17 protein-coding genes and 1 pseudogene are annotated in these 21,966 nt (G+C 36.1%); 2 read left to right on the forward strand and 16 right to left on the reverse strand.

The window, feature by feature from the left end; genetic code table 11:
* A pseudogene (locus tag O9307_RS07955) lies at positions 1 to 124 on the forward strand (IS982 family transposase); the annotation flags it as partial.
* Here O9307_RS07955 and O9307_RS07960 read toward each other — a convergent pair.
* The 9 genes from O9307_RS07960 to argS form a co-directional block, all read right to left on the reverse strand.
* A complete protein-coding gene (locus O9307_RS07960; RefSeq protein ID WP_298297444.1) occupies positions 121 to 759 on the reverse strand; it encodes a DUF4153 domain-containing protein in 639 nt (212 codons plus the stop codon). The pseudogene O9307_RS07955 and the gene O9307_RS07960 sit on opposite strands and share 4 nt — an antisense overlap.
* 298 nt (positions 760 to 1,057) lie before the next feature.
* Positions 1,058 to 1,351 (reverse strand): transcriptional regulator, encoded by a 294-nt coding sequence (locus O9307_RS07965; RefSeq protein WP_159686814.1) that lies wholly within the window; start codon positions 1,349 to 1,351, stop codon positions 1,058 to 1,060.
* 6 nt (positions 1,352 to 1,357) lie between these two features.
* Positions 1,358 to 1,972: a hypothetical protein gene (locus O9307_RS07970; RefSeq protein ID WP_298297450.1), complete on the reverse strand. Its 615-nt coding sequence runs from the start codon at positions 1,970 to 1,972 to the stop codon at positions 1,358 to 1,360.
* 121 nt (positions 1,973 to 2,093) lie between these two features.
* Positions 2,094 to 2,972 carry a tetrahydrofolate dehydrogenase/cyclohydrolase catalytic domain-containing protein gene (locus O9307_RS07975; RefSeq protein ID WP_159686821.1) on the reverse strand — a complete coding sequence of 293 codons (879 nt, stop codon included), beginning with the start codon at positions 2,970 to 2,972 and terminating at the stop codon, positions 2,094 to 2,096.
* 100 nt (positions 2,973 to 3,072) lie between these two features.
* Positions 3,073 to 4,431 carry a signal recognition particle protein gene (ffh, locus tag O9307_RS07980; RefSeq protein ID WP_298297455.1) on the reverse strand — a complete coding sequence of 453 codons (1,359 nt, stop codon included), beginning with the start codon at positions 4,429 to 4,431 and terminating at the stop codon, positions 3,073 to 3,075.
* Between the two features lie 309 nt (positions 4,432 to 4,740).
* A complete protein-coding gene (locus O9307_RS07985) occupies positions 4,741 to 6,387 on the reverse strand; it encodes an MBOAT family O-acyltransferase (protein WP_298297631.1) in 1,647 nt (548 codons plus the stop codon).
* 59 nt (positions 6,388 to 6,446) lie between these two features.
* Entirely contained in the window at positions 6,447 to 7,775 is a 1,329-nt protein-coding gene (locus O9307_RS07990; protein ID WP_298297458.1) for a GDSL-type esterase/lipase family protein, read from the reverse strand.
* A gap of 67 nt (positions 7,776 to 7,842) precedes the next feature.
* Positions 7,843 to 9,321 (reverse strand): SGNH/GDSL hydrolase family protein, encoded by a 1,479-nt coding sequence (locus O9307_RS07995; RefSeq protein WP_298297461.1) that lies wholly within the window; start codon positions 9,319 to 9,321, stop codon positions 7,843 to 7,845.
* Positions 9,322 to 9,351: 30 nt separating this feature from the next.
* Positions 9,352 to 11,130 carry an arginine--tRNA ligase gene (gene argS, locus O9307_RS08000; RefSeq protein WP_298297464.1) on the reverse strand — a complete coding sequence of 593 codons (1,779 nt, stop codon included), beginning with the start codon at positions 11,128 to 11,130 and terminating at the stop codon, positions 9,352 to 9,354.
* A 340-nt stretch (positions 11,131 to 11,470) separates the two neighbouring features.
* Between argS and O9307_RS08005 the strand changes: the two genes are divergently transcribed.
* Positions 11,471 to 13,885, forward strand: coding sequence for a TonB-dependent receptor family protein (locus O9307_RS08005; protein WP_298297467.1), 2,415 nt, complete (start codon positions 11,471 to 11,473; stop codon positions 13,883 to 13,885).
* Between the two features lie 73 nt (positions 13,886 to 13,958).
* On the opposite strand, the gene O9307_RS08010 is transcribed toward O9307_RS08005, so the two are convergent.
* From O9307_RS08010 to O9307_RS08045, 7 genes are all read right to left on the reverse strand, one after another.
* The gene (locus O9307_RS08010) at positions 13,959 to 14,135 is read right to left on the reverse strand and encodes a hypothetical protein (RefSeq protein WP_298297470.1); all 177 of its coding nucleotides are present in this window, start codon (positions 14,133 to 14,135) and stop codon (positions 13,959 to 13,961) included.
* 373 nt (positions 14,136 to 14,508) lie between these two features.
* Complete coding sequence (locus O9307_RS08015) at positions 14,509 to 14,958, reverse strand: MarR family transcriptional regulator (protein WP_298297473.1); 450 nt, start codon at positions 14,956 to 14,958, stop codon at positions 14,509 to 14,511.
* Positions 14,959 to 14,960: 2 nt separating this feature from the next.
* Positions 14,961 to 15,443 (reverse strand): glutathione peroxidase, encoded by a 483-nt coding sequence (locus tag O9307_RS08020; protein ID WP_298297634.1) that lies wholly within the window; start codon positions 15,441 to 15,443, stop codon positions 14,961 to 14,963.
* 620 nt (positions 15,444 to 16,063) lie between these two features.
* On the reverse strand, positions 16,064 to 16,693 hold the full coding sequence (locus O9307_RS08030) for a hypothetical protein (protein WP_298297476.1): 630 nt from the start codon (positions 16,691 to 16,693) through the stop codon (positions 16,064 to 16,066).
* Between the two features lie 875 nt (positions 16,694 to 17,568).
* On the reverse strand, positions 17,569 to 19,017 hold the full coding sequence (locus O9307_RS08035; RefSeq protein WP_298297479.1) for an NAD(P)/FAD-dependent oxidoreductase: 1,449 nt from the start codon (positions 19,015 to 19,017) through the stop codon (positions 17,569 to 17,571).
* Positions 19,018 to 19,563: 546 nt separating this feature from the next.
* Positions 19,564 to 21,297, reverse strand: coding sequence for a DUF4375 domain-containing protein (locus O9307_RS08040; protein WP_298297482.1), 1,734 nt, complete (start codon positions 21,295 to 21,297; stop codon positions 19,564 to 19,566).
* 85 nt (positions 21,298 to 21,382) lie between these two features.
* Positions 21,383 to 21,898, reverse strand: a complete 516-nt coding sequence (locus tag O9307_RS08045) for a hypothetical protein (protein ID WP_298297485.1) — start codon at positions 21,896 to 21,898, stop codon at positions 21,383 to 21,385.
* Between the last annotated feature and the right edge of the window lie 68 nt (positions 21,899 to 21,966).

Consider the following 21,966-nt stretch of genomic DNA (forward strand, 5'->3'; position numbering starts at 1 on the left):
TCGATCATTTACTAACTTTTTGTCTAATCTTATCGCTGGAATAATTGCTTATAATTTTCTGCCTAAAAAGCCTTCTTTGAAATACGAAACGGTTAAAACTAACCAATTAGCGGTCTTTTATTAATCGAGTTCAGGTTTAAAGTAAAACAATAAAACACCAACCGCCATAATCGTTGAAAAAATAACGGCATTCACTCTTTCATGCGTCGCTTTACTCAAAGAGCTACTTGCTGTTACTTCAAAAAATTGTTCGTAGTTATAAGTCGCTATAAAAACCAAAAGCATGGTATTAAGCAACCACAAAGTGATTTCACCACTTTTCCTTTCAAAATCCAAATCCAAAAAAGAAAAAGTGGGTTGATTTACCTCCTCGGCTATTACGAAGTCATTAGATAACTTTTCATTAAGTTCATAGGACATGTCAGGAACCCAATAATTCCAAAAACTAAAAGAAATATAAAACCCAATCAAGACGATTAAAAGCAGTTCAAAAATATCCAAATCTAAAGTGTAGTCTGTAAAAAGTGCCGAAAAATGGTCGCTACCAAAAGAATATACAACAAAAAATAGCATTAAAAACACTAGCGGAATCATCACATAAGCAATCAACTTTTTGGCAAAATCATTTTTTAATTCTCGTTTAGGTAACCATTGCGAAAACAAAAAGGGGCGACCTAAAGAAGCAAATCCATTAACAACAATCAATGGAACCAATTGAATCAATTTTAACTCGACCAATTGCGTCCTAAATTGTAGCATAATAATGGAGAGAAAAAGCGCTAAAAAAGAAGCAAAATCGCCATACCAAGCAAACGACAAACAAGATAAGACAGAAGCAAAAACTAGCCACCAATGGGATTTGTTTGCGAACTGATTTTAAAAAAAACAAACAATCATTGCTGTCAGGAACAAACCAAAAATAGCAAGGTTTAAACCAACAGATTGATTGTAAAAAAGCAAGGTAAAAACAAAGCTTGAGGCGAAAATGAAATGGTCTTTTCTCATGGTTAAAATTTAAAAGTACTTTGTGTTTCAAAGTAATTAGACAAAAAAATAGTTATTTAGTTTTCAATAATTTTTCAAGACTTTTGAGGTGTTGTTCAAAGGTAACACGTCCTTTATTCGTTACTCGATACGAAGTTTTGGGTTTCTTACCAACAAATTCTTTTTTAACTTCGATATATTCTCCCTTTTCTAAAGCACTGGAATGGCTGGCTAAATTTCCATCGGTTATATCCAATAACGATTTCATTTCGGTAAAATCTACCCAATCGTTGACCATCAAAATAGACATAATGCCCAATCTGACGCGACTCTCGAAATCTTTATTTAGTTTATCTATAATTCCCATCGATGGTTATTTATATTTTTTGAATAATAATAAACCATAGAAAATGTGCAATATACCGAAACCGAGAATCCAAAAAACTAAACCATATCCTAAAAAGAATAAAGCAACACTTCCTAAAATCACCTCTGAAAAACCAAGGTACTTAATATCTGAGTACGTGTATTTCTCGGCATTCAACAAGGCTAAACCATAAAAAATCAAGGTGCTAGGCGCTACCAAAACAAACAACTGATGATAAATAAGGGCAAAACAAAAGATAGCACCAGCAATTAGAGGAATTGCTAAATTGAAAAGCATATTTTTTGTAGCTGAAGTCCAGATTGGCAAGTTTAATTTTTTACTTTTTCTAACTGTAAAAAAAACACCAAAAGCAAGTGCAAAGAACAAGATAACAAATGCTGTAAGGATTAATTCGGTAATTAAACTAGCAGAATACAACTGATTATTGTCTTCAAAATACTCAATACCATTGGCTTTAAACAATTGATAAACATATACCCCTCCGAGTAGAGCAGACAAACCTGCAAAAACGCCGGACAAACCGCTTAAAGAAATAAAACGGGAAGAACGCTCCATCATGGAACGGATATGCACTAAATCTTCTTGATGCTTTTCAGTCATAATAAAAGTACTTTGAAATACAAAGCTATAAAAATAAATCAATTATGATTACATTTCATCATTTTTTTTCAAAAAAAAAGCCACTTAATAAAAAGTGGCTAACTATAAATTTTAAAAAATGTTACTTCATTCTCATTTTTCTCGCTAATAATGTATTTTGCAACAACATCGCGATGGTCATTGGACCTACTCCTCCAGGAACAGGAGTGATAAATGATGATTTTTTGCTTACTCCATCAAAATCAACATCTCCGGTGATTACATAACCTTTTGGGTGAGAAGCGTCCTCCACTCTAGTGATTCCTACGTCGATAACAACAACGCCGTCTTTTACCATATCCGCTTTCAAATAATTAGGAACACCCAATGCGGTGATAATGATATCGGCATTTTTAGTAAATTCCTCAATATTTTTGGTTCTACTATGCGTTAAAGTAACGGTTGAATCACCTGGGTTTCCTTTGCGGCTCATCAAGATACTCATCGGACGACCTACAATATGACTTCTTCCAATTACAACCGTATGTTTCCCTACTGTATCCACTTTATAGCGCTCTAGCAATTGCATAATTCCGAAGGGTGTTGCAGGAATAAAAGTATCCATATCTAGAGCCATTTTTCCGAAATTAGCTGGATGGAAACCATCAACATCTTTGTCAGGGTCAATTGCCATTAATATTTTTTGTTCGTCAATATGTTTTGGCAATGGTAATTGTACGATGTAACCATCTAAATCATCATCTTCATTCAATTCTTTAATCTTCAACAACAACTCAGCTTCTGTAATACTTTCCGGCAAACTCACCAATGTTGATTCAAAACCAATTTGCTGACAAGAACGTACTTTACTACCTACATAAGTCAAACTAGCACCATCAGTACCCACAATTACCGCAGCCAAGTGAGGCACTTTCTCCCCATTGTCTTTCATTTGTTGCACTTCGATGGCAATTTCTTTCTTAATATCTTCTGATGTTTTTTTTCCGTCTAGTAGTTGCATAAGAACTGTTTATTGTTTGTAGTTGATTGTTTTAAAATACTCAATAGGTACTAGGCAATTTGTAGTATCAAAATTTGGATGCCGAAAACTGATTTCTTTATTATCTAGGCATACCTGGCATTCCCGGCATTCCTTTCATTCCACCCATCATTTTCATTAAATTCTTTCCGCCTGGACCTTGCATCATTTTCATCATTTTGCTCATTTGGTCGAATTGCTTCATCAATTGATTTACTTGTTCGACTTTGGTTCCAGAACCTTTTGCGATTCTAATCTTACGTTTGGCGTCGATTAGGGCTGGTTTGCTTCTTTCTCCAGGTGTCATAGAATGGATGATGGCTTCAATATGTTTGAAAGCATCGTCTTCAATTTCGATATCTTTCATTGCTTTGGAAGCACCTGGTATCATTCCAACCAAATCCTTCATATTACCCATTTTCTTTACTTGCTGAATTTGGGTTAAGAAATCATCAAAACCAAATTCGTTCTTAGCAATTTTCTTTTGTAATTTTCTAGCTTCCTCTTCGTTGAACTGCTCTTGAGCACGCTCTACCAAAGAAACAACGTCTCCCATTCCAAGGATACGTTCTGCCATACGAACAGGATAGAACACATCAATGGCATCCATTTTCTCTCCTGTTCCTACAAACTTAATCGGTTTGTTTACAACAGTCTTGATAGACAAGGCTGCTCCACCACGAGTATCACCATCTAATTTTGTCAAGATAACTCCATCAAAGTTTAGACGGTCGTTGAAAGTTTTTGCTGTATTTACGGCATCTTGACCTGTCATCGAATCGACTACAAACAAGGTTTCTTGTGGCTGAATGGCTTTGTGAACGCGTTCGATCTCGTTCATCATTTCTTCATCGACTGCCAAACGACCTGCGGTATCGACAATTACCACATTGAATCCGTTGGATTTGGCATGCTTAATTGCGTTTTGTGCAATCTCAACAGGATTTTTGTTTTCTGGTTCAGCATACACCTCAACGGCTATAGAATCTCCAACAACATATAATTGTTGAATCGCTGCTGGACGATAAATATCACAAGCAACTAACAGTACTTTTTTATTTTTTTTGGTTTGAAGATAATTGGCTAATTTACCCGAGAAGGTAGTTTTACCAGAACCTTGTAACCCTGACATCAAAATAACGGATGGATTACCTGAAAGATTAATTCCAGCAACATCGCCTCCCATCAATTCGGTTAATTCGTCTTTGACTAGTTTTACCAACAATTGACCAGGTTGCAAGGTGGTTAACACGTCTTGACCAATGGCTTTTTCTTTTACTTTGGCGGTAAAATCTTTGGCAATTTTAAAGTTAACATCGGCATCTAACAAAGCACGACGAACTTCTTTTAAGGTATCGGCTACATTGACTTCGGTGATTTTTCCGTGTCCTTTAAGAATATGGAACGCTTTATCTAACTTATCGCTTAAATTATCGAACATAATTTTCTGTTTTTTTGAAGTGCAAATATACTACAAAGGTTTAGAGGCACAAAGATTTGAAGTTTAAACTTTGGAGAATTTAGGTGTTTTTGAAAACTAAAAATGACCTTTTTGGGTAGCATCTTCTATTTTGTTTTTGGAATGAAACCCAAAATGCAACATGTTTCCTAACTAGCCCCGATGGGAGGGAAAATCCTTTTTTTATCCCCAACAGTCCTAAACTGTTGGGGATAAAAAAAGATTGGAAGGACAGCGGGAAACTTGCTTACAAAAAAGCCTATTCCCTCCGCTCCTAAAATTTATTGTATGCTAAAACTGGAAATAAATAAAAGGTACTAATTCGCTTGACGCCATTGCAGCAACCAACCAGAAGGTAAGCGCAAGAATTAGGGCTTTGAAAAGCATAGGTAACCTGTCGAAAATCGTTTTTAATCCTTGAGTGATGTTAGCCGGAATAAAGTGCAGCGCGTACCCAATGGCAATCATTATAAACACGTTTTCGTAGCCTGAAATGACTATCGCCCATTGTTCCCAATTGAATTGTAGTTCCCCGATTGAGGTAATCATATCTAAGGCCACAGAGAAATCTTTGGCTCTAAAAAAGACCCAACAGAAAACCACAAAATGAAAGGTAAGTAGTACCGAAATAATTGTGGTGATGGCTTTCCAAAACGTGATTTTTTTGTCTTTGGAAGAAGGAAAATAATCAGAATATAACTTATTGACTGCCAAAGCAATGCCGTGCAATGCACCCCAAATAATAAACTTCAAACTTGCACCATGCCAAAAGCCGCCTAATAACATGGTTGTCAATAAGTTCACATTGGTAAACATTGTCCTTTTCTTGTCTTTGGCCAATAAAAAAGTCAAACAGAAAACTACTAATGAAGCAATAGCAATAATCAACGGAATTGGACTCACTGGATAATACCAAGTTGCCCAAGCAATTAATCCTGCAAAAAACAACGAAGGGAATAAAAACCCTCCAAAACTTCCTTTGCGGTTTCCTCCTACTGAAATATATAAATAATCGCGCAACCAAGTAGATAAGGAAATGTGCCATCTTCTCCAAAACTCGGTGATGGAAGCCGATTGATAAGGGGTTCGGAAGTTGACTGACAATTTGAAACCCATCAACAAAGCAATTCCGATAGCCATATCGGAATAGCCTGAAAAGTCACAATAAATCTGAATGGTGTAGCCATAGGATGCCATAAGGTTTTCGAAGGCGGTATAACTTTTGGGTGCATCGAATACGCGATCCACAAAGTTTAAAGAAATATAATCGGAAATGACGGTTTTCTTGATTAAACCGCCCATGATAAGGAAGGCCGCTGAGTCAAAATCGGCACGAGATAATTGAATCTTGCTGTAAATTTGAGGAATAAACTCCGAAGCACGAACGATAGGTCCCGCCACTAATTGTGGAAAGAAGGACACGAAAAACATATAATCCAACATGTTCTTAGTAGGCTCCAACTCTCGTCTATAAATATCGATGATGTAACTCATGGATTGGAAGGTATAGAACGAAATTCCTACAGGCAAAATCACATCGATAAAATGAATTTGACCTTCGAATAGTTGATTGTAATTATCAATTAAGAAATTAGAATATTTGAAATAGCCCAAAAAGGCCAAATTGAAAATAACACTAAGAATCAAAAAGAATTTACGATAGCCTTCTTTGGTTTCTTCATAGAGGAATTTAGCCAAGGTATAATCGACCAAACCAGAAAACAACAAGAGACAAAAATAGATGCCGCTAGATTTATAATAAAAGAACAACGAAAAAGCAAAAACATAAATGTGTCGGTACACCCTAGTTTTAGCTTTGGTCGTTAGAATATAAATAGGATAAAACAACAAAAATAATCCTAAGAAAAAAGCGGTATTAAACAGAATGGGTTCTTTTGGATTGAACGTAATCCATTCATTTACTTGAGCTGCATCAATAGTACCAAAAGTGGTTTTTAACCAATTTGTTATATCTGAAATAGTAATCACAATCTAGTTTATTTATTAAATTCTTTAAAAGCGTTGAGCAGCACATTCGACAGCATATTTCCTTGTAGCTGATACCCGTTTGTTGTATAGTGTACGCGGTCTGGACTCATCAATCCTTTACCATAAATTTTACTAACGCCATGCATACCTCCTAAGGTTTGAAACAAATCCCACACCGCATAATGTCCTAACGCTGCGTAACTCACCAAACTTTTGGCATACTCATCGACAAAAGTATTAAGACGATGATGCGGCAAAAACGAAGGTGGTGGCGTAACAATTAAAACATCAGCTTCTGGATTTTGTGTTCTCACTTTCAATAAAAATTCCTGCACTTGTCGGAGATAATCCAAGGGTGCGATTTTGCCATAGGATTCATTGGTTCCGAGAGATACTATAATCAAATCGGGTTGTAAGGCTTTTAATTGTTCAAAAAACAGAGGATATTTATTGTAATCAGAGTATTTAGCGCCATTTACACCAATATTATGATAGATAATTCCGGGGTTGTTACTTTCTAAAACCACTCCATTCAAGGCATACAAGGGAGCTTCTTCATTTGGCAAAAGAACAAAACGATCTAATGGTTTTTCGGACTCAAAAAAATGATAATTCATATCTTCTTCAAAAGATTCAGAATGATACTTTGTCTTTACTACCGATTTCTCACTGGTTTGGTTGGTAGGAATTTTTAATGTCTTACCCGCCGTAATTTTAGTACTTGTGAGTTTGTTTTCTTTTTTAAGTTTTGCTGTACTTACGTTGTAATGATCCGCAATGGTAGAAAGCGTTTCGCCTTTTTTAATGGTATGAACGACCTTCTTGGGTACTGTCTTGATTGTAACCGTTTTTTCAACCTCACCCGCTCTTTCAAAAAGGGATTCGTTGTTTGGGGTGATTATTTTTAAAGTATTAAAAAAATAGTCTTTATTTTTTACCTGTAACGTAAGACGCAAACTTTTTGATTTACTAATCAACGAAATACCGCTTATACCGACTGGACTTCCATTCAAAGGCAAGATATTGCGGTGATTCGTCCATTTTACATTTGATGAAAAACGGACATCTGGAGAGCCATTCGTATGCGCTAGTGTATATGGAAACACCAAACCACGACCAGCATTCCCAAAACTCTTTTGCAAATTGTTTCTACAAACTGCCGTCATTACATCCCCTTGAATATGGGAATCCCCAATGTGGACAATATTCAATTTTCCCTTTTGGGTACTTTGCAACACTTTTAATTTGGTAAAAAATGTCGTAAGTCGCTCCGTGTTCTGAATTCCTCTTGGATAGAATTCAGGATCCACCATTTCGTTAACAGATGATATTGACATAAGCACAGGTAAAAGCGTGTTTTGAGAAAACATTTTAAAGACTACAAAGCAAAAGAAAAAAAGGAATTTAGTTCTCATCGGTTTCTTCTGTTTTAGGAACAACGGGTTGCGCAATGACGCTATCCTTAGGAGCTACCGGTTTTACGGTTTTTATTGTTCTACGCAATCTTTTGTATTCCTGATAGCCATTCATAATTTGGTCATAAATCATCCCTGCTACCTTTTTAGACCCTCTCATATTGAAATGCGTATAATCTTTATTGGCCATAGCGGGTTCTTGCTCAACCCATTTTACCATTGAGCCATCTCCGCCCATAAGCGTGTACAAATTCACAAATCCGGATTGGGTTTTGAGGGCATAGTTGCGCTGAGCATTAGTCAAAGGTACTACAGCCGAATCGGTTTTCATTTCGGTTTTGTATTTCGAAGCTTTATCAGCAGTCGAAACAATCAAAATCGAAGCTCCCGGAAAACCTTCTCTTAAACGGTTGACGGTTTTGGTCATGCTTCTGGCGTACCAAGAATAGTCTTTGGTGCCATAATTCAACACATTGGTACCATAATGCAAAACGATTAAATTATAGTTTAATTTCTTTTGAAAGGCTTGCATCAAAGCAGGATCAAACTTTGAAATAGGAATGCCTGAATTGCCACGCTGCGAAAAATTATCTACATGAACGCCTTTGCCATCATCAAAATTAACGCCATATACAGGCACCGATTGTGCGTTCTTAAAATTCAGTTTGATTGTTTTCATGCTACCATTTTTCAAAACAATTGTATTGAGCAAATGGTTTGCAGTTAAATTTTTATAAATAGTATCTTTATCTAATGGATAACTTATCTGCCCCGAAGCATTGTCTGAGCTTCCATAAAACAACGTAGGATTAGTAAGAATAGCGGTGTTTTTATTACTCCCTGCGGTAAATTTTACCCAATTTTCTTTATTGGGATTGTTAGCGAAAAACACGTGACCATTGACCCCAAAAGGACGAATAGGATTTTTCACATTCAGATAGGATTGCATTTTCCAACTATCTGAAAACTGGTGCAACACAGAACTTCTAGAAGCGGCAGATTCAGATGTTATCGATACAAAACCAACCCCTTTTCCACCAAAATTATTTTGAAATGCCGAACGAACATCTTGCACAATCATATCACCATCGGTCATAGAATCACCAAAATAAGCGATACGAACTTTACCGTTTTGATTGGTTTCTAATTGATACAATCGTTCGTAAAAAGGAATCAAATACTGATATCCCTTGTAACTATCCATTGATTCTTCAGGAAAAGTTACGCCAAAGGACTCCTCAAAAACAATTTTTTGATCGGACATCGTATCATTGGGCGTAATCGCTACACTGTCGGGCTCCGACTCAAAAGCATCAATCAACATACTGTCAATCAATACATTTTTAGAAGGACCTTTGGCCGCTGCAAATATTTTTTTTGGCAACACTTCTTTTAATCCTAAGAAAAAGCAAGCAGACATTAGGATAATCAGAAAAGAGCGAAGAAAATACGATTTTGGTGTATTCACAAGAATGTCTTTTGGTTTTTACGATTAAAATTACATACGTTCTGGAACATTAATTCCCAACAAACTAAAAGCTGCCGCAATCGTATCGGCTACTTTTTTAGACAATTGTACTCTGAAGACTTTCTTTTGCAAATCCTCTTCTCCTAAAATAGAAACGGCTTGGTAGAACGAATTGTATTCGCGAACCAACTCATACGTATAATTGGCAATCAAAGCAGGGCTATGATATTGAGCTCCATTCTGAATCACTTCTGGAAACAACTCCAATTGTTTGATGAGTTCTTTTTCTTTTTCATTCAATTCGTTGAGAGCACTTGGCGCAGAAAAATCAAAAGCCGCTTTACGAATAATCGACTGGATTCTGGCATAAGTATATTGAATAAACGGACCTGTATTTCCAGCAAAATCTACAGATTCTTCTGGGTTAAACAAAATGCGCTTTTTAGGGTCAACTTTTAGAATGTAATATTTCAAAGCTCCTAATCCAATGGTGCTGTATAAAGCAGCCTTTTCTTCGGCTGAATATTCGTCTAATTTCCCTAAATCTTCTGCAATTTTTTGAGCGGTATCGGTCATTTCTTGCATCAAGTCATCGGCATCTACTACAATTCCTTCACGGCTTTTCATTTTTCCTGAAGGCAAATCTACCATTCCGTACGAAAGGTGATACAAGCTAGAAGCCCAGTCAAAACCCAGTTTTTTCAATATCAAAAACAATACTTTGAAGTGGTAATCTTGTTCGTTTCCTACTGTATATACCATTCCTCCTACATCAGACATGTCTTTTACACGCTGAATGGCTGTTCCAATGTCTTGCGTCATATAAACCGCTGTCCCGTCTGAACGCAAAACTATCTTACGGTCCAAACCTTCATCAGTCAAGTCAATCCAAACCGAACCATCTGGGTCTCTTTCGAAAATACCTTTATCTAATCCTACTTGCACGACGTCTTTTCCTAGCAAATAGGTATTGCTTTCGTAGTAATAACTATCAAAATCAACTCCTAAGTTTTTGTAAGTAGTCGCAAAACCATCATACACCCATTGGTTCATCATCTTCCAAAGTGATTTCACTTCTTCGTCTCCCGCTTCCCATTTCAACAGCATTTCTTGGGCTTCCAAAAGAATAGGCGCTTGTTTTTTTGCCTCTTCTTCGGTTTTACCTTCAGCCATTAATTGGTTGATTTCTTCTTTGTACGCCTTATCAAAAGCCACGTAATAATTCCCCACCAATTTATCTCCTTTCAAGCCTGTGCTTTCTGGAGTGGCTCCGTTTCCAAATTTTTGCCAAGCCAACATCGACTTACAAATATGGATTCCTCTATCGTTGATAATTTGTGTTTTGTATACTTTTTTTCCAGAAGCTTTGATAATTTCAGCAACAGAATACCCCAAAAGATTGTTTCTAACGTGCCCTAAATGCAAAGGTTTGTTCGTATTGGGAGAAGAATATTCTACCATTACTGCTTTCGCATCTGGACTTGGCGTTACAAAACCATAACGAGTGTCGTCTTTGATTCCGTTGAAGAAATTCAAATAGTAGGCATCGGCAATGACAATATTCAAAAAACCAGATACTACGTTAAAACGAGCCACTTCAGCTACATTTTCTACCAAATACGTTCCTATTTTGTTTCCTAATTCTACTGGATTGCTTTTGATTACTTTCAATAAGGGAAAAATAACTAAGGTAATATCTCCTTCGAATTCTTTTCGAGTCGCTTGAAATTCAACTTTATCAAGAGTTACGTCAAACAAGGTTTGAACGGCTTTATGAATAGATGGAGTAAGAATCTGTTGTAATGACATGTAAACTATATTTTAAAAGTGGGCAAAGATACTGCTTATTTAGCAATTAGAAAACCGCTAACTCATCGAAATTGTTTGATTTTTCCTAAAGCTGTTAAAAAAAAGAGGCTGTTTTATATTTTTTTTTGAATTGAGTCCAAAAATTTTTTCAATGCATCCTTTTCATCGATAAACATCTGACTAAAAAACAATTAAAACCAAGCACTATTCCCCTAAAAACTGCATAAAACCGCCAAAAAATAGTAATCTATGAGTTCCAAACTAAACATTTGTTAATTTTTCTTGTAACATATCGCAAGCTTTTCAGTCTAAATAAAACATCAATCAAAATCAATCAATCATGCAAATCAAACTAATCACCTTTCTACTACTATGCGTCGTTGGAATAGGAACGGCACAAAATTCTGGGAAAATCACCGGAAAAATCACTGAAAAAACTTCAAACGCTCCGATATCTTATGCTATCGTTTCAATCAAAGACAACGGAAAAGTTATCTCGGGCGCAAACACTGATGACAATGGCGAATTCACAATCAAAAATTTAGCGTTAAAAAGCTACACCATCGAAATTCAATACATCGGATTTAGAAAACACATCGGTTCAGCCATTTTAAGTGAAAGCAAAAAAGAAGCCACCTTCAAAGTTAGCTTAGAAGAAGAAGCAACACAATTGAAAGGCGTAAACATCGTTAGCGAACGCTCTACTATTGAACAAAAAATCGACCGAAAAGTAATCACTGTCGGAAAAGATTTGACCACGGCAGGTGCATCGGCTTCTGACATTATGAACAATATTCCTTCTGTAAATGTGGACCAAGACGGAAAATTATCGTTGCGTGGCAATGAAAATGTACGTGTCTTAATTGACGGCAGACCAACCAACATTGACCCAGCGCAATTACTAAAACAAATCCCATCGACTTCTATCAAAAAAATAGAATTGATTACCAATCCTAGTGCCAAATACAATCCAGAAGGAATGTCGGGCATCATCAATATCATCTTGCACAAAAATGCCAATACTGGTTTTAACGGAAGTTTTAGTGGTGGCATTACCTTTGGTGAAACTGCCAAATACAACCAATCATTGGATATGAATTACAAAATAGGCAAAGTGAATTTCTTTGGTAACGGAGGACGTAACTTTGGTACTTATTTCAACGATGGAAAAATCGCGAGATTGGACCAAGATTTATTGCAACGATTAGATATTGCAAATGAAAACGATTCGTATTTGTACAAAATAGGAATGGATTATTTAATCAACGATCACAATACCTTGTCTTTTTACACCAACCAAAACAAAGCGGATGGAACTGGAAATATAAACACCAATATTGACTACAACAACGGTGGAACGATTGATAGAATACTGCAAAAATCCACTTACGAAGGACCTAATCAAACTGGAACTTACAACTTGGCGTACAAACATATTTTCAAAAAAGAAGGCCACACGCTAGATGTAGAAGCCAATTTTAACGATTACAAAGAAACTCAAAGAGCAAGTTTTGATACCGAAACGACTACGACTAACAATACAAACAGCACTGTTTTTTTCAAAGACAATATCAAAGATGCTCAAAAACTAAGCACTTTTAATATTGATTATGTTAATCCAATCGACGAAAAATCAACACTTGAAGCTGGTGCCGAAGCCAGAATCACTAGAACAGAGAACAACTATAGCACAGGAAATCCATTAGTAGCTCCAGCGGATCAACAATCGAATTACACGTACGATATTGATATTTATTCTGCCTATGCCACTTTTGGTCAAAAATTCAAAAAGATTAGTTACCAAGTGGGAGCCCGTTTTGAAAGTTACAAAGTAGCTGCTAACCTAAACAGAGGAAAAACCACCTTTGATGACGATTACATTACTGTCTATCCTTCTGCTTATTTGACTTATAATTTGAATGAGAAAAATACGTTGCAATTCAGTTATAGCCGTCGCGTAGACCGTCCAGGCTTAGAACAAACCAAACCTATTCGTGAATTTGCAACTCCTCTCGTAACTTCTTTTGGAAATCCAGAATTATTGCCACAATTCACCAATTCGATTGAAGTGAATTATACCAAAGTGTTAGAAAAAGGAAGCATTACCGCAGGCGTATTCGTAAGAAGCATCAACGACCAAATCAGCCGTATCTTGTACCCTGACGAAAATGACCCAAGTGGCCAAAGACAGATTTTGACCTACACCAACTTCGATAATAATACGGCTTCTGGATTTGAAGTGTCCGCTAATTATAAAATCACAAAATGGTGGGACATACAACCAGCTATTGATTTCTCAAGCATCAAACAACAAGGCGTAGTTTTTGCTTTTGACCCAGTAACCAACACCAGCAAACCTTTGGAAAGAAATGTGACTGTTTCAGCTTTCAACGGACGATTGAACTCTAACTTCAAAGCCAACAAGCGCTTAAGCTTTTTGCTTTTCGGATTCTACAGAGGAAGTGTGGATGGATTGCAAAACAATAGCAAAGAAATGTACAAAATTGACAGCGGTGTTCGCTACACTTTGCTAGACAAAAAAATGAATATTAGTGTGCGTTTCAATGATATGTTCAACACTATGCGTTATGCTTTCGATGCTGAATATCCTTACCCACAATCTGGAGAATTTACTTGGGAAAGCCGAACAGTATATTTGGGTGTAACCTACGGTTTTGGTGGCGGAAAAAACAAAAGTTTACAACGCAAACAAAGAGATGACAATACGAATAAAGGAGGCGGAGGTATGTTTTAATCCAGAATCCTTTTCTTATTTTTTATTATTTACTTGTAGAAAAAGAACCTCTAGAGACTGCCAACTCTAGGGGTTATTTGTTTTGAAATGCACGGAGTAAAACAATAGTTACAATCGCATTTACTATTGTATGTTCTTCCTCATTCACAGCTGTGTTCCTAAGTAACTTTTCAAATTGAGCAATCGTTTTCTCACTCTCTAATTTTAGAAAGTATTGGATGAAATTTAATTTTCGTGTTTGTAAATCCATTTTCCAATCTTTTTTCAAAATTACAAATTAAAAAACCACCAATCTCATTGGATAAAATACAAATAAAAATAACCACATAGATTCATAGATAAACTTGATTAAACAAAGAATGAATAGAAATAGCACTATTTTACACATAGGATACTATGTGAATAGTAAAACGTCTATTCATTCTTTTCAAAGTATAAATTCTATGTTTCTATGTGGTAAAAAATAATTTCGCAAATATGTTACTTCTATCTTGTGTTATAAAGATTAAAATACAATTTTATAGATTATGTAATTCAATGAAATAAAAACTATTTCCTTTGATACAATACTACCAAAAAAATCAGACAATAAAAGGCTACCTTGTGTAAGGAAAACACAACCACTATTCTTCCCGCAACAACTCCACCAACTTAGTCAATGTTTTTTGAAAAGCTAAAAGCTCCTCTTGGCTGACAGAAGCATTCGCAAAAGATTCCATAATTTTTTGCGGAATGCAAACGGCTTGTTCTTTGAGTGCTTGCCCGCTTGCTGTTAAAGTAACCAAAACCGCTCGTTCATCTTTCGAAGAACGTGACCTAGTGAGCAATTCCTTTTGTTCGAGGCGTTTTAAAAGAGGCGTCAACGTATTGGATTCTAAAGCCAAACGAGTGCCTATTTCTGTTACAGTTTGTGCATTCTTTTCCCATAAAACCAGTAACACTAAATACTGCGGATACGTAATCCCTAAGTCTTCCAAAAAAGGAGTATACAGCTTTGTGGTCAAACGAGAAGCCGCATACAACGGAAAACAAAGTTGGTTCTCGAGATATAACGTGCTAAAATCTTTTTCCATTCTTAGAGGATTTCTTGAAGGTATTTTTCGATGGCTTCAGGGGTTGTAATTGGTGCAAAACGTTGTACAGGACGTCCGTTTTTATCGATGACAAATTTAGTGAAATTCCATTTTATGGTACTTCCAAAAACACCTCCTAAACTTGCTTTCAAATACACAAACAAAGGAAGCGCTTGGCTTCCATTGACCTCAACTTTGGAAAACATTGGAAAACTAACACCATAATTGACTTGACAAAAGGTTTCAATTTCTGTCGCGCTTCCTTTTTCTTGTTTCCCGAATTGGTTGCAAGGAAACCCTAGAATCACCAAACCTTGACTCTCATATTTTTGATACAACTTTTCAAGACCTTCGTATTGAGGCGTCAATCCGCATTGACTAGCGGTATTGACAACAAGTATCGTTTTTCCTTTATAAGCACTCATTGGAATGCGTTTGCCTTGAATGGATTCGGCTTCAAAATCATAAAAAGACTGTTGCGAAATAGCCTTTCTCTTTTTCAATAAATAAGCCAAAGCTCCAGTGGACCAAAGTGCCCAAAGCACTAAAACAGGTTGAAAAAACAAACGAATCAATCGATTGTTATCGGTATTCAATCCGAAAGAATCGATGCCGTAATAGTATTGTGAAAGATTCCCAGGAAAAATCAAAATAAAGAATATCCCAAGCGCTATCCCAACGTATATTTTTTGACTCACCCAAAAAATAAGTACCAATCCCAATGCCATCTCGACTATCCCAGAAGACAACACCACAAAATCCATAAAACCAGGGTCTGTTGTAAGCCATTTGGGAACTTGTGCTAAAAATGCCGTTCTGTTAAATGTTAAGTGACTTACACCTGCGTAAGTCATAAATGCGCCCAAAAGAATGCGCATACTGTTTTGAAAGAATGTTGTTTTCATTTTTTTATCTTTTACGATTAAATCGTGTGCGATGCAAATGTAAGCGTTTTGTAAATAAAAAAACACGAATTAAACGAATTAACACCAATTTATTTATGACTGTCAACAAACAAGCCCAATATATTGATGATAAAATTCGAGAAATTCGTGCTTCTATTCAACCTCTACTTCTTTGTAAGCTAAGTAATAAAGGGAAAAAACTATTTCTTCAAATACACCTCGCCTTCCGAGAAACCATTTTTCCTGATAAATGCTCTAAATTGCTTTTTTGTGGGTTGCACTATAAATGGCGTTGTTGTATCTCTTTTGGTTTCTGTAATTTGCTCTAGCAAGGCGATATCCTCTTTGCTGGCAATTGCATTAATACCCAGTTGTCCTTTTTTAAGAAAAAGTTTTTTTACCAACCATACATCATTGCTGCTTTTCGAATTAAGGAAATAATAGCCTTTCATTTTGCGCAAGACATTATCCTTATTGATAGTAAAAACAGTATCCACAAACACATAATTTGTAAAAAGAGAATCGTTGATTTTTTTGATAACGTATTTTTCTGAAGTCTGTAAATTGGTCAATGTATCCTCAATAATACGCTCATATTTCGATAAATCTTTTCGGCTAAAGGTATCTTTCATAACCATCGTTCTGACGATTTGAAACGGACTAATTTTCAAGCCTTTTTCTTGTTCTACGTTATAATATCCCCCCAGTAAGTGTTTGGGAAACGACGATAAATCAGAGGTTTTTTCAGGTTGCGCTTCAGCAAACGCTACTTCTGATTTTTTGCAAGAAATAATTCCTAGCACACAAAATAACAGCACTACTTTTTTCATCTTTTTTGGTTTTAATAGTTAATAATCGCACTTTAACTACAAGCAACTTTATAAAATAGAGAAGAATGCAATGGAATCCAAAACCTTCTTTCCAATAATAAAATGCTGTAGCAAAGAACACTATCTACACTTCAACCAAAAAGCAAGCCAAAATTTTCTCTTAGCTTTCGACAATTAGTTACTTGAAAACACTTTGAAAATGGAATACGGATGACGCGGATTTAAACAGATAAAAACAGATTCTATACAAAACCGGCAAAAATCCCTACAATCAGTGTTATCCGCGTTCTAATAATGATAAAATTTATACTTTCAATTCAACAACTTGTTATTGAAAATACTTTGAAAATGGCACGCAGATGACGCAGATTTAAACAGATTCAATATAAAACAAACCAGCGAAAATCCGTACCATCCGTGTCATCCGCGTTCTAATAATGATAAAATTCATACTTTCACTTCGACAACTTGTTATTGAAAATACTTTGAAAATGGCACGCAGATGACGCAGATTTAAACAGATTCAATATAAAACAAACCAGCGAAAATCCCTACCATCCGTGTCATCCGCGTTCTAATAATGATTAAAATTTATACTTTCCCTTCAACAACTTGTTATTGAAAATACTTCGAAAATGGCACGCTGATGACGCAGATTTAAACAGATTCAATATAAAACAAACCAGCGAAAATCCGTACCATCCGTGTCATCCGCGTTCTAATAATGATTAAAATTTATACTTTCCCTTCAACAACTTGTTATTGAAAATACTTTGAAAATGGCACGCTGATGACGCAGATTTAAACAGATTCAATATAAAAACAAACCGCGAAAATTCGTACCATCCGTGGCATCCGCGTTCTAGTTTTAAATCTTACTGCTTTTTGCGTTTGAGTATTCGGCCACGCGGTTCATCCGATTCATAAAGTACAATATCCGAATGCAGAAATTCAGCGGCGGCGGCAGAATCCTTGACTTTAACAGCACTTCGGGCAATCATTTCAGCTTCAAATGGAAGTAAAACACTTTTTCGCAATCCTTCTGTTCTCCATTGAGAGGAAGCTTTACAGCCTTTGGTGATGGCACGAGCCAACGCCAAAGCATCCAACAAAGCTTGATTGGCTCCTTGCCCTTTGAACGGACTCATAGGATGCGCGGCATCGCCTATCAAAGTGCTATTTCCTGCGTTTTCAAACTGGGCTGTGGTCAACAAAGTTCTATCATATACGGGATAACCCGATACCTGAGCAGCCGCTGTGGCATCGACTATTTGTGGAATTGGTGAATGCCATTGCGTTCTTCGAGACGCTTCTTCCTTCAAAGCTTGTGCGCCTTGAGCGCTAAGTTTTTTGGCTTCGGCTTCTTCCATCGGGAAACTCAATTGCCACATTACCGAATCTTCTGTAAAAGGCATAATATAGATACGTTCGTGACCATTGGCGGTCTGAAAAACTGTAGCCGAATCCAACAACTCTGAAGTTACCGTTGGCAGGGCATCCAAAGGACAAATTCCTAAAATCACAAGACAACCCAAATAGCGCAAAGGAGTAACTTCCTCTCCAATCAATTGCTGACGGACGACACTTCGAATGCCATCAGCACCCACCACCAAATCGGTTGGAATCGTTTTGATTTGTGCACCCACTTGAAAGCGCAACTGGATTTTACCCGAAGCTTCCTCTTGAAAATCGAGCAACTGATGTCCCCATTGTATACTGTCATTTCCGCCGAGTTGCTCCACGAGTGCCAAACGTAACGCTTGTCGCGCAATATGAATGTTGGAACGTTTGGTGTATTTTTTTTCGGTGGGCTGCACCCATTTTCTCATCCCCCACTCGCCTATTACGGTTCCGTCTGCTTTGTGGACCAAATGCCGTGTAGAAACAACGCCTTCGGTCAAAGAAAAAATTCCAAAACCTTCTATGGCTTTGCTTGCTTGCTGCAAGGTCAGTCCATAGCCTTGCGAACGCGCCTCAAAGTGGTTATCGCGTTCAAAAAGCGTAAACGGAATGCCGCGATGCAAACAAGCCACAGCCAACGCCACGCCACCAATTCCGCCACCAATAATGGCAATATGCGGATAGTTTTCAGTAGCAACTACAGGAAACCCTTCCGAAGGAACCAAACCCGAACCACCACATAACGAACAAGACACCAAAGGCGCTTTGGGCGCCTCAGGCACAACCACTTCACCATCAGCCGAAAGTTTGGCTACCAACTGCTGGTACTGCAATCGCACTTTTTTACGTAGTCTTTGGCTTTTCTTGCCTTGCCCCTGACAGTCTGGACAACTGCTCCAGCAAGGCGTATTCTTTTTATCCATATCCTATTCTACTACTCAACCGTATCGGGTGCAAAAATAGCGATAAAATACGAGTCTGCTTTTTGGAGTTGCTGTACTACTAAGGAAGGGACAAATAAAAATCAGGAATAGAAAAGTACGGTAGGGATAATGTCTATGATGTTTAGCCGAGGGAACATTGGCGACAACGGTGATTTTTTCTAGAAGCACCACTTCTTTGCGCACCACACGAGTCGTCCCGCTTTCCGTTACAATCTCTTATGCCGAACCCCGGCACAAGAGGATTTCCGCTGCAATCGGGGCTAGGCGAGACGTTTTGTTTTCAGAACCCAATAACAACTTATAAAAAACAAAAAACTACAAAATAGCCCAACGATTATTTTGTAGTTTTTTCAACCTTTTGAAGAAATAATCATTCGAAAGATAATTTTCGTAAAAAGTCGTGAGACTTTAATCACGTCTACGGATGGCAACACGACGTACAATAGCTCGAAGTCAGAGTCGTTCGAGCAGCACATATAATAAATTTATTTAGAAGTAAGAATAGTGCGAGGAGTGGGATATAGACTATTCCGTCAATTTTAATTTATACTGAACATAATGTATGCTTTTTACAGGCTTTCCATTTTTCAATGCTGGTTCAAATAGCAATTCAGACATACTTGCTTTAACTTGCTCATCCAACAACCCATTATCAGCTACAGCAAAATTTATCTCAACTATGGCTCCTTTTTCATCTACATGTAAAAAATAACCATAAGTCAAAATATAGTCATCATTATAATGCTCGAAAATCGACGTTTCTGCTTTAAATTTTTCTGCGATTATTAAATGATTTACTGGTGAAGGGGTATTATCAGGCAATACATAATCCTCATAATTTATATAGCATTCCGAACATAATTTTGACACTATAGTAGTGCTCACTTTTGGGTTTTGAAATTTTGACCTTTTGAATGAAGAAATCCCCTTATCATTTTCATAAATAGTTTCATCCCTTAAATTCCCATTTAAATAATATCTTCTAGTAATTCCGTTTTGCTTTCCGTTTTCCATTTCTTGATAGAAAGTCAGAATTCCATTAGTATAGATTTTTTGCTTGCCGTGTCTTTTATAATTTTTATACTGTTCCTCATGCCTCTCAACTTTATTATCGAACGTTAAAATTTCATAAATATGCAATCCAGTTCCATTTGTAAGTGTCTGTTCCCCTTTTTCGCTCCAACAATTAATTAATTTGTAATCTCCAACAACATAAGTTGCTTTAATTTTCCTTCCTCCATTTTTATAAAATTCAAGCCATTGTCCATCGCGTCCTGATTTATATGATCCAATTACTGCTAGTTTTCCGTTTTCGTGCCATTCTTTGTACTCTCCAAACCTTTCGTCTTTATTGAGTAGTTTTGTTTCAAGTTTTTTTTCTTTTCCATTCTCATAATACCATTTATGAATTGCTAAATCTTTCTTTTCATCTATTGAAACATCATATTTAAATTTTCCATTTTCAAAATATTCTTTACGCTCCCCTGTTTGTCTTCCATTTTTATATTCTACTATCTCTTTTGGATTACCATTTTCATAAAAAGACCTGAATTTCCCATTTATCAAACCTTGTTCGAGACTAAATTCTGCTTTAATATTTTTATTGGGATAAAATGTCTTTTGAAGTCCTTTAAAATTTACATCAAACTCATTACCATTTTCATCAAGACATATCTCATTTGAATTTTTACGAATGTAATTTTCAATTATAGTCATCGTCTTTTCATTAATTCGGATATATTCTTCATCCAACAAAGACATTTCATCAAAATCATCACTAAAATCAATATCTAACAAATCAGTATCCTGCTTTTTATCTACTTGTTTTTTGTTTTTGTTATATATTATAAATGATTTTTTCACAAGACTTGCCGCCTCTGGTGCTCCAACATATTCTAGACCTTTAATAATTGCCGGTACATACTTTGAATTATCATTTTCATAAAATAGAGAAAACCCTCCATTTGCAACAAGAGAATCGAAATTAAGCCAGTAGTAAAGTGCTTTTTGTCCAAAAGACAAAGACTGAACAAGTTGAACTTCTTGCTTCTTATCCTTTAAAAATTTAGATATGGGTTCAACTACAAACCAACCAAAATCATAACCTTTTAACTTAAAAAAATCTCCCTTTTCAAGTTGAGGACGAAAATGCTTGTCTTTATCAAACTTCCAATAAGGATCGTCTTCATTTTGAGCTTTACAAACAAAAAAGTTTAAAAAACTTATTAGAACTATCGATCTTATAATTAAATATTTCATCAGTAAAAATGTTCGTTATTACAACTATTGTATCAACTATAAAAGTGGCTCTACTATAACAAAAATCACTCTAGCGAGGAAAACGCTACTTTCTTAGTAATGCATTTCCTCGAAATATTTTATAATCTGAAAAAATTGTAATTCCCAGAATTTTCCAATCCATTTTTCCTCTGACGAAGTAGGAACAGTAATTTTTGTCTTTTTGTTTGTCGATATCTACGTGTTCAACATCCCAATTTGTACCACTTATAAAACCAGTTCTATAACAGTTGGCTTCTAAAATTATTAATTCAGTTCCTTTTTCGCCAACAATTATTGACAATCCAATCTTAGAAGTTAAATTATCTTCTAATAGAACTTCATGAGAAAAAGAATTTCCATTAAAAGTTTTTTTAGGGTTTGTCTGGTTTAAAAAATCAATATTCTTATCGGCTAAATTTTTATCATTTGATTTTGACATAAATGACAACAAACCTAAAACAAAAACTAAGGATGCTAGAAATCCTATTTCTTCTTTAACAAGCTTTACTGATTTAAAACAAATAACAATGAAGTACAAAAGCAGTATTCCATTAAATACCCCCCAAATTAATTCGAACATAATTATATTTTTTAAAATTATTTAGTCCCTGTTTTGTATTCTCTCTTCTACTAAATCAGCAGTAAGTT

Origin of the sequence: Flavobacterium sp. (genome assembly GCF_027531905.1) — a bacterium.
Classification (GTDB): domain Bacteria; phylum Bacteroidota; class Bacteroidia; order Flavobacteriales; family Flavobacteriaceae; genus Flavobacterium.

Coding starts and splice junctions, on each gene's coding strand:
- O9307_RS07960 (WP_298297444.1), bottom strand. CDS start 759: ATGCTACAATTTAGGACGCAATTGGTCGAGTTAAAATTGATTCAATTG.
- O9307_RS07965 (WP_159686814.1), bottom strand. CDS start 1,351: ATGGGAATTATAGATAAACTAAATAAAGATTTCGAGAGTCGCGTCAGA.
- O9307_RS07970 (WP_298297450.1), bottom strand. CDS start 1,972: ATGACTGAAAAGCATCAAGAAGATTTAGTGCATATCCGTTCCATGATG.
- O9307_RS07975 (WP_159686821.1), bottom strand. CDS start 2,972: ATGCAACTACTAGACGGAAAAAAAACATCAGAAGATATTAAGAAAGAA.
- ffh (WP_298297455.1), bottom strand. CDS start 4,431: ATGTTCGATAATTTAAGCGATAAGTTAGATAAAGCGTTCCATATTCTT.
- O9307_RS07990 (WP_298297458.1), bottom strand. CDS start 7,775: ATGTCAATATCATCTGTTAACGAAATGGTGGATCCTGAATTCTATCCA.
- argS (WP_298297464.1), bottom strand. CDS start 11,130: ATGTCATTACAACAGATTCTTACTCCATCTATTCATAAAGCCGTTCAA.
- O9307_RS08005 (WP_298297467.1), top strand. CDS start 11,471: ATGCAAATCAAACTAATCACCTTTCTACTACTATGCGTCGTTGGAATA.
- O9307_RS08010 (WP_298297470.1), bottom strand. CDS start 14,135: ATGGATTTACAAACACGAAAATTAAATTTCATCCAATACTTTCTAAAA.
- O9307_RS08015 (WP_298297473.1), bottom strand. CDS start 14,958: ATGGAAAAAGATTTTAGCACGTTATATCTCGAGAACCAACTTTGTTTT.
- O9307_RS08030 (WP_298297476.1), bottom strand. CDS start 16,693: ATGAAAAAAGTAGTGCTGTTATTTTGTGTGCTAGGAATTATTTCTTGC.
- O9307_RS08035 (WP_298297479.1), bottom strand. CDS start 19,017: ATGGATAAAAAGAATACGCCTTGCTGGAGCAGTTGTCCAGACTGTCAG.
- O9307_RS08040 (WP_298297482.1), bottom strand. CDS start 21,297: ATGAAATATTTAATTATAAGATCGATAGTTCTAATAAGTTTTTTAAAC.
- O9307_RS08045 (WP_298297485.1), bottom strand. CDS start 21,898: ATGTTCGAATTAATTTGGGGGGTATTTAATGGAATACTGCTTTTGTAC.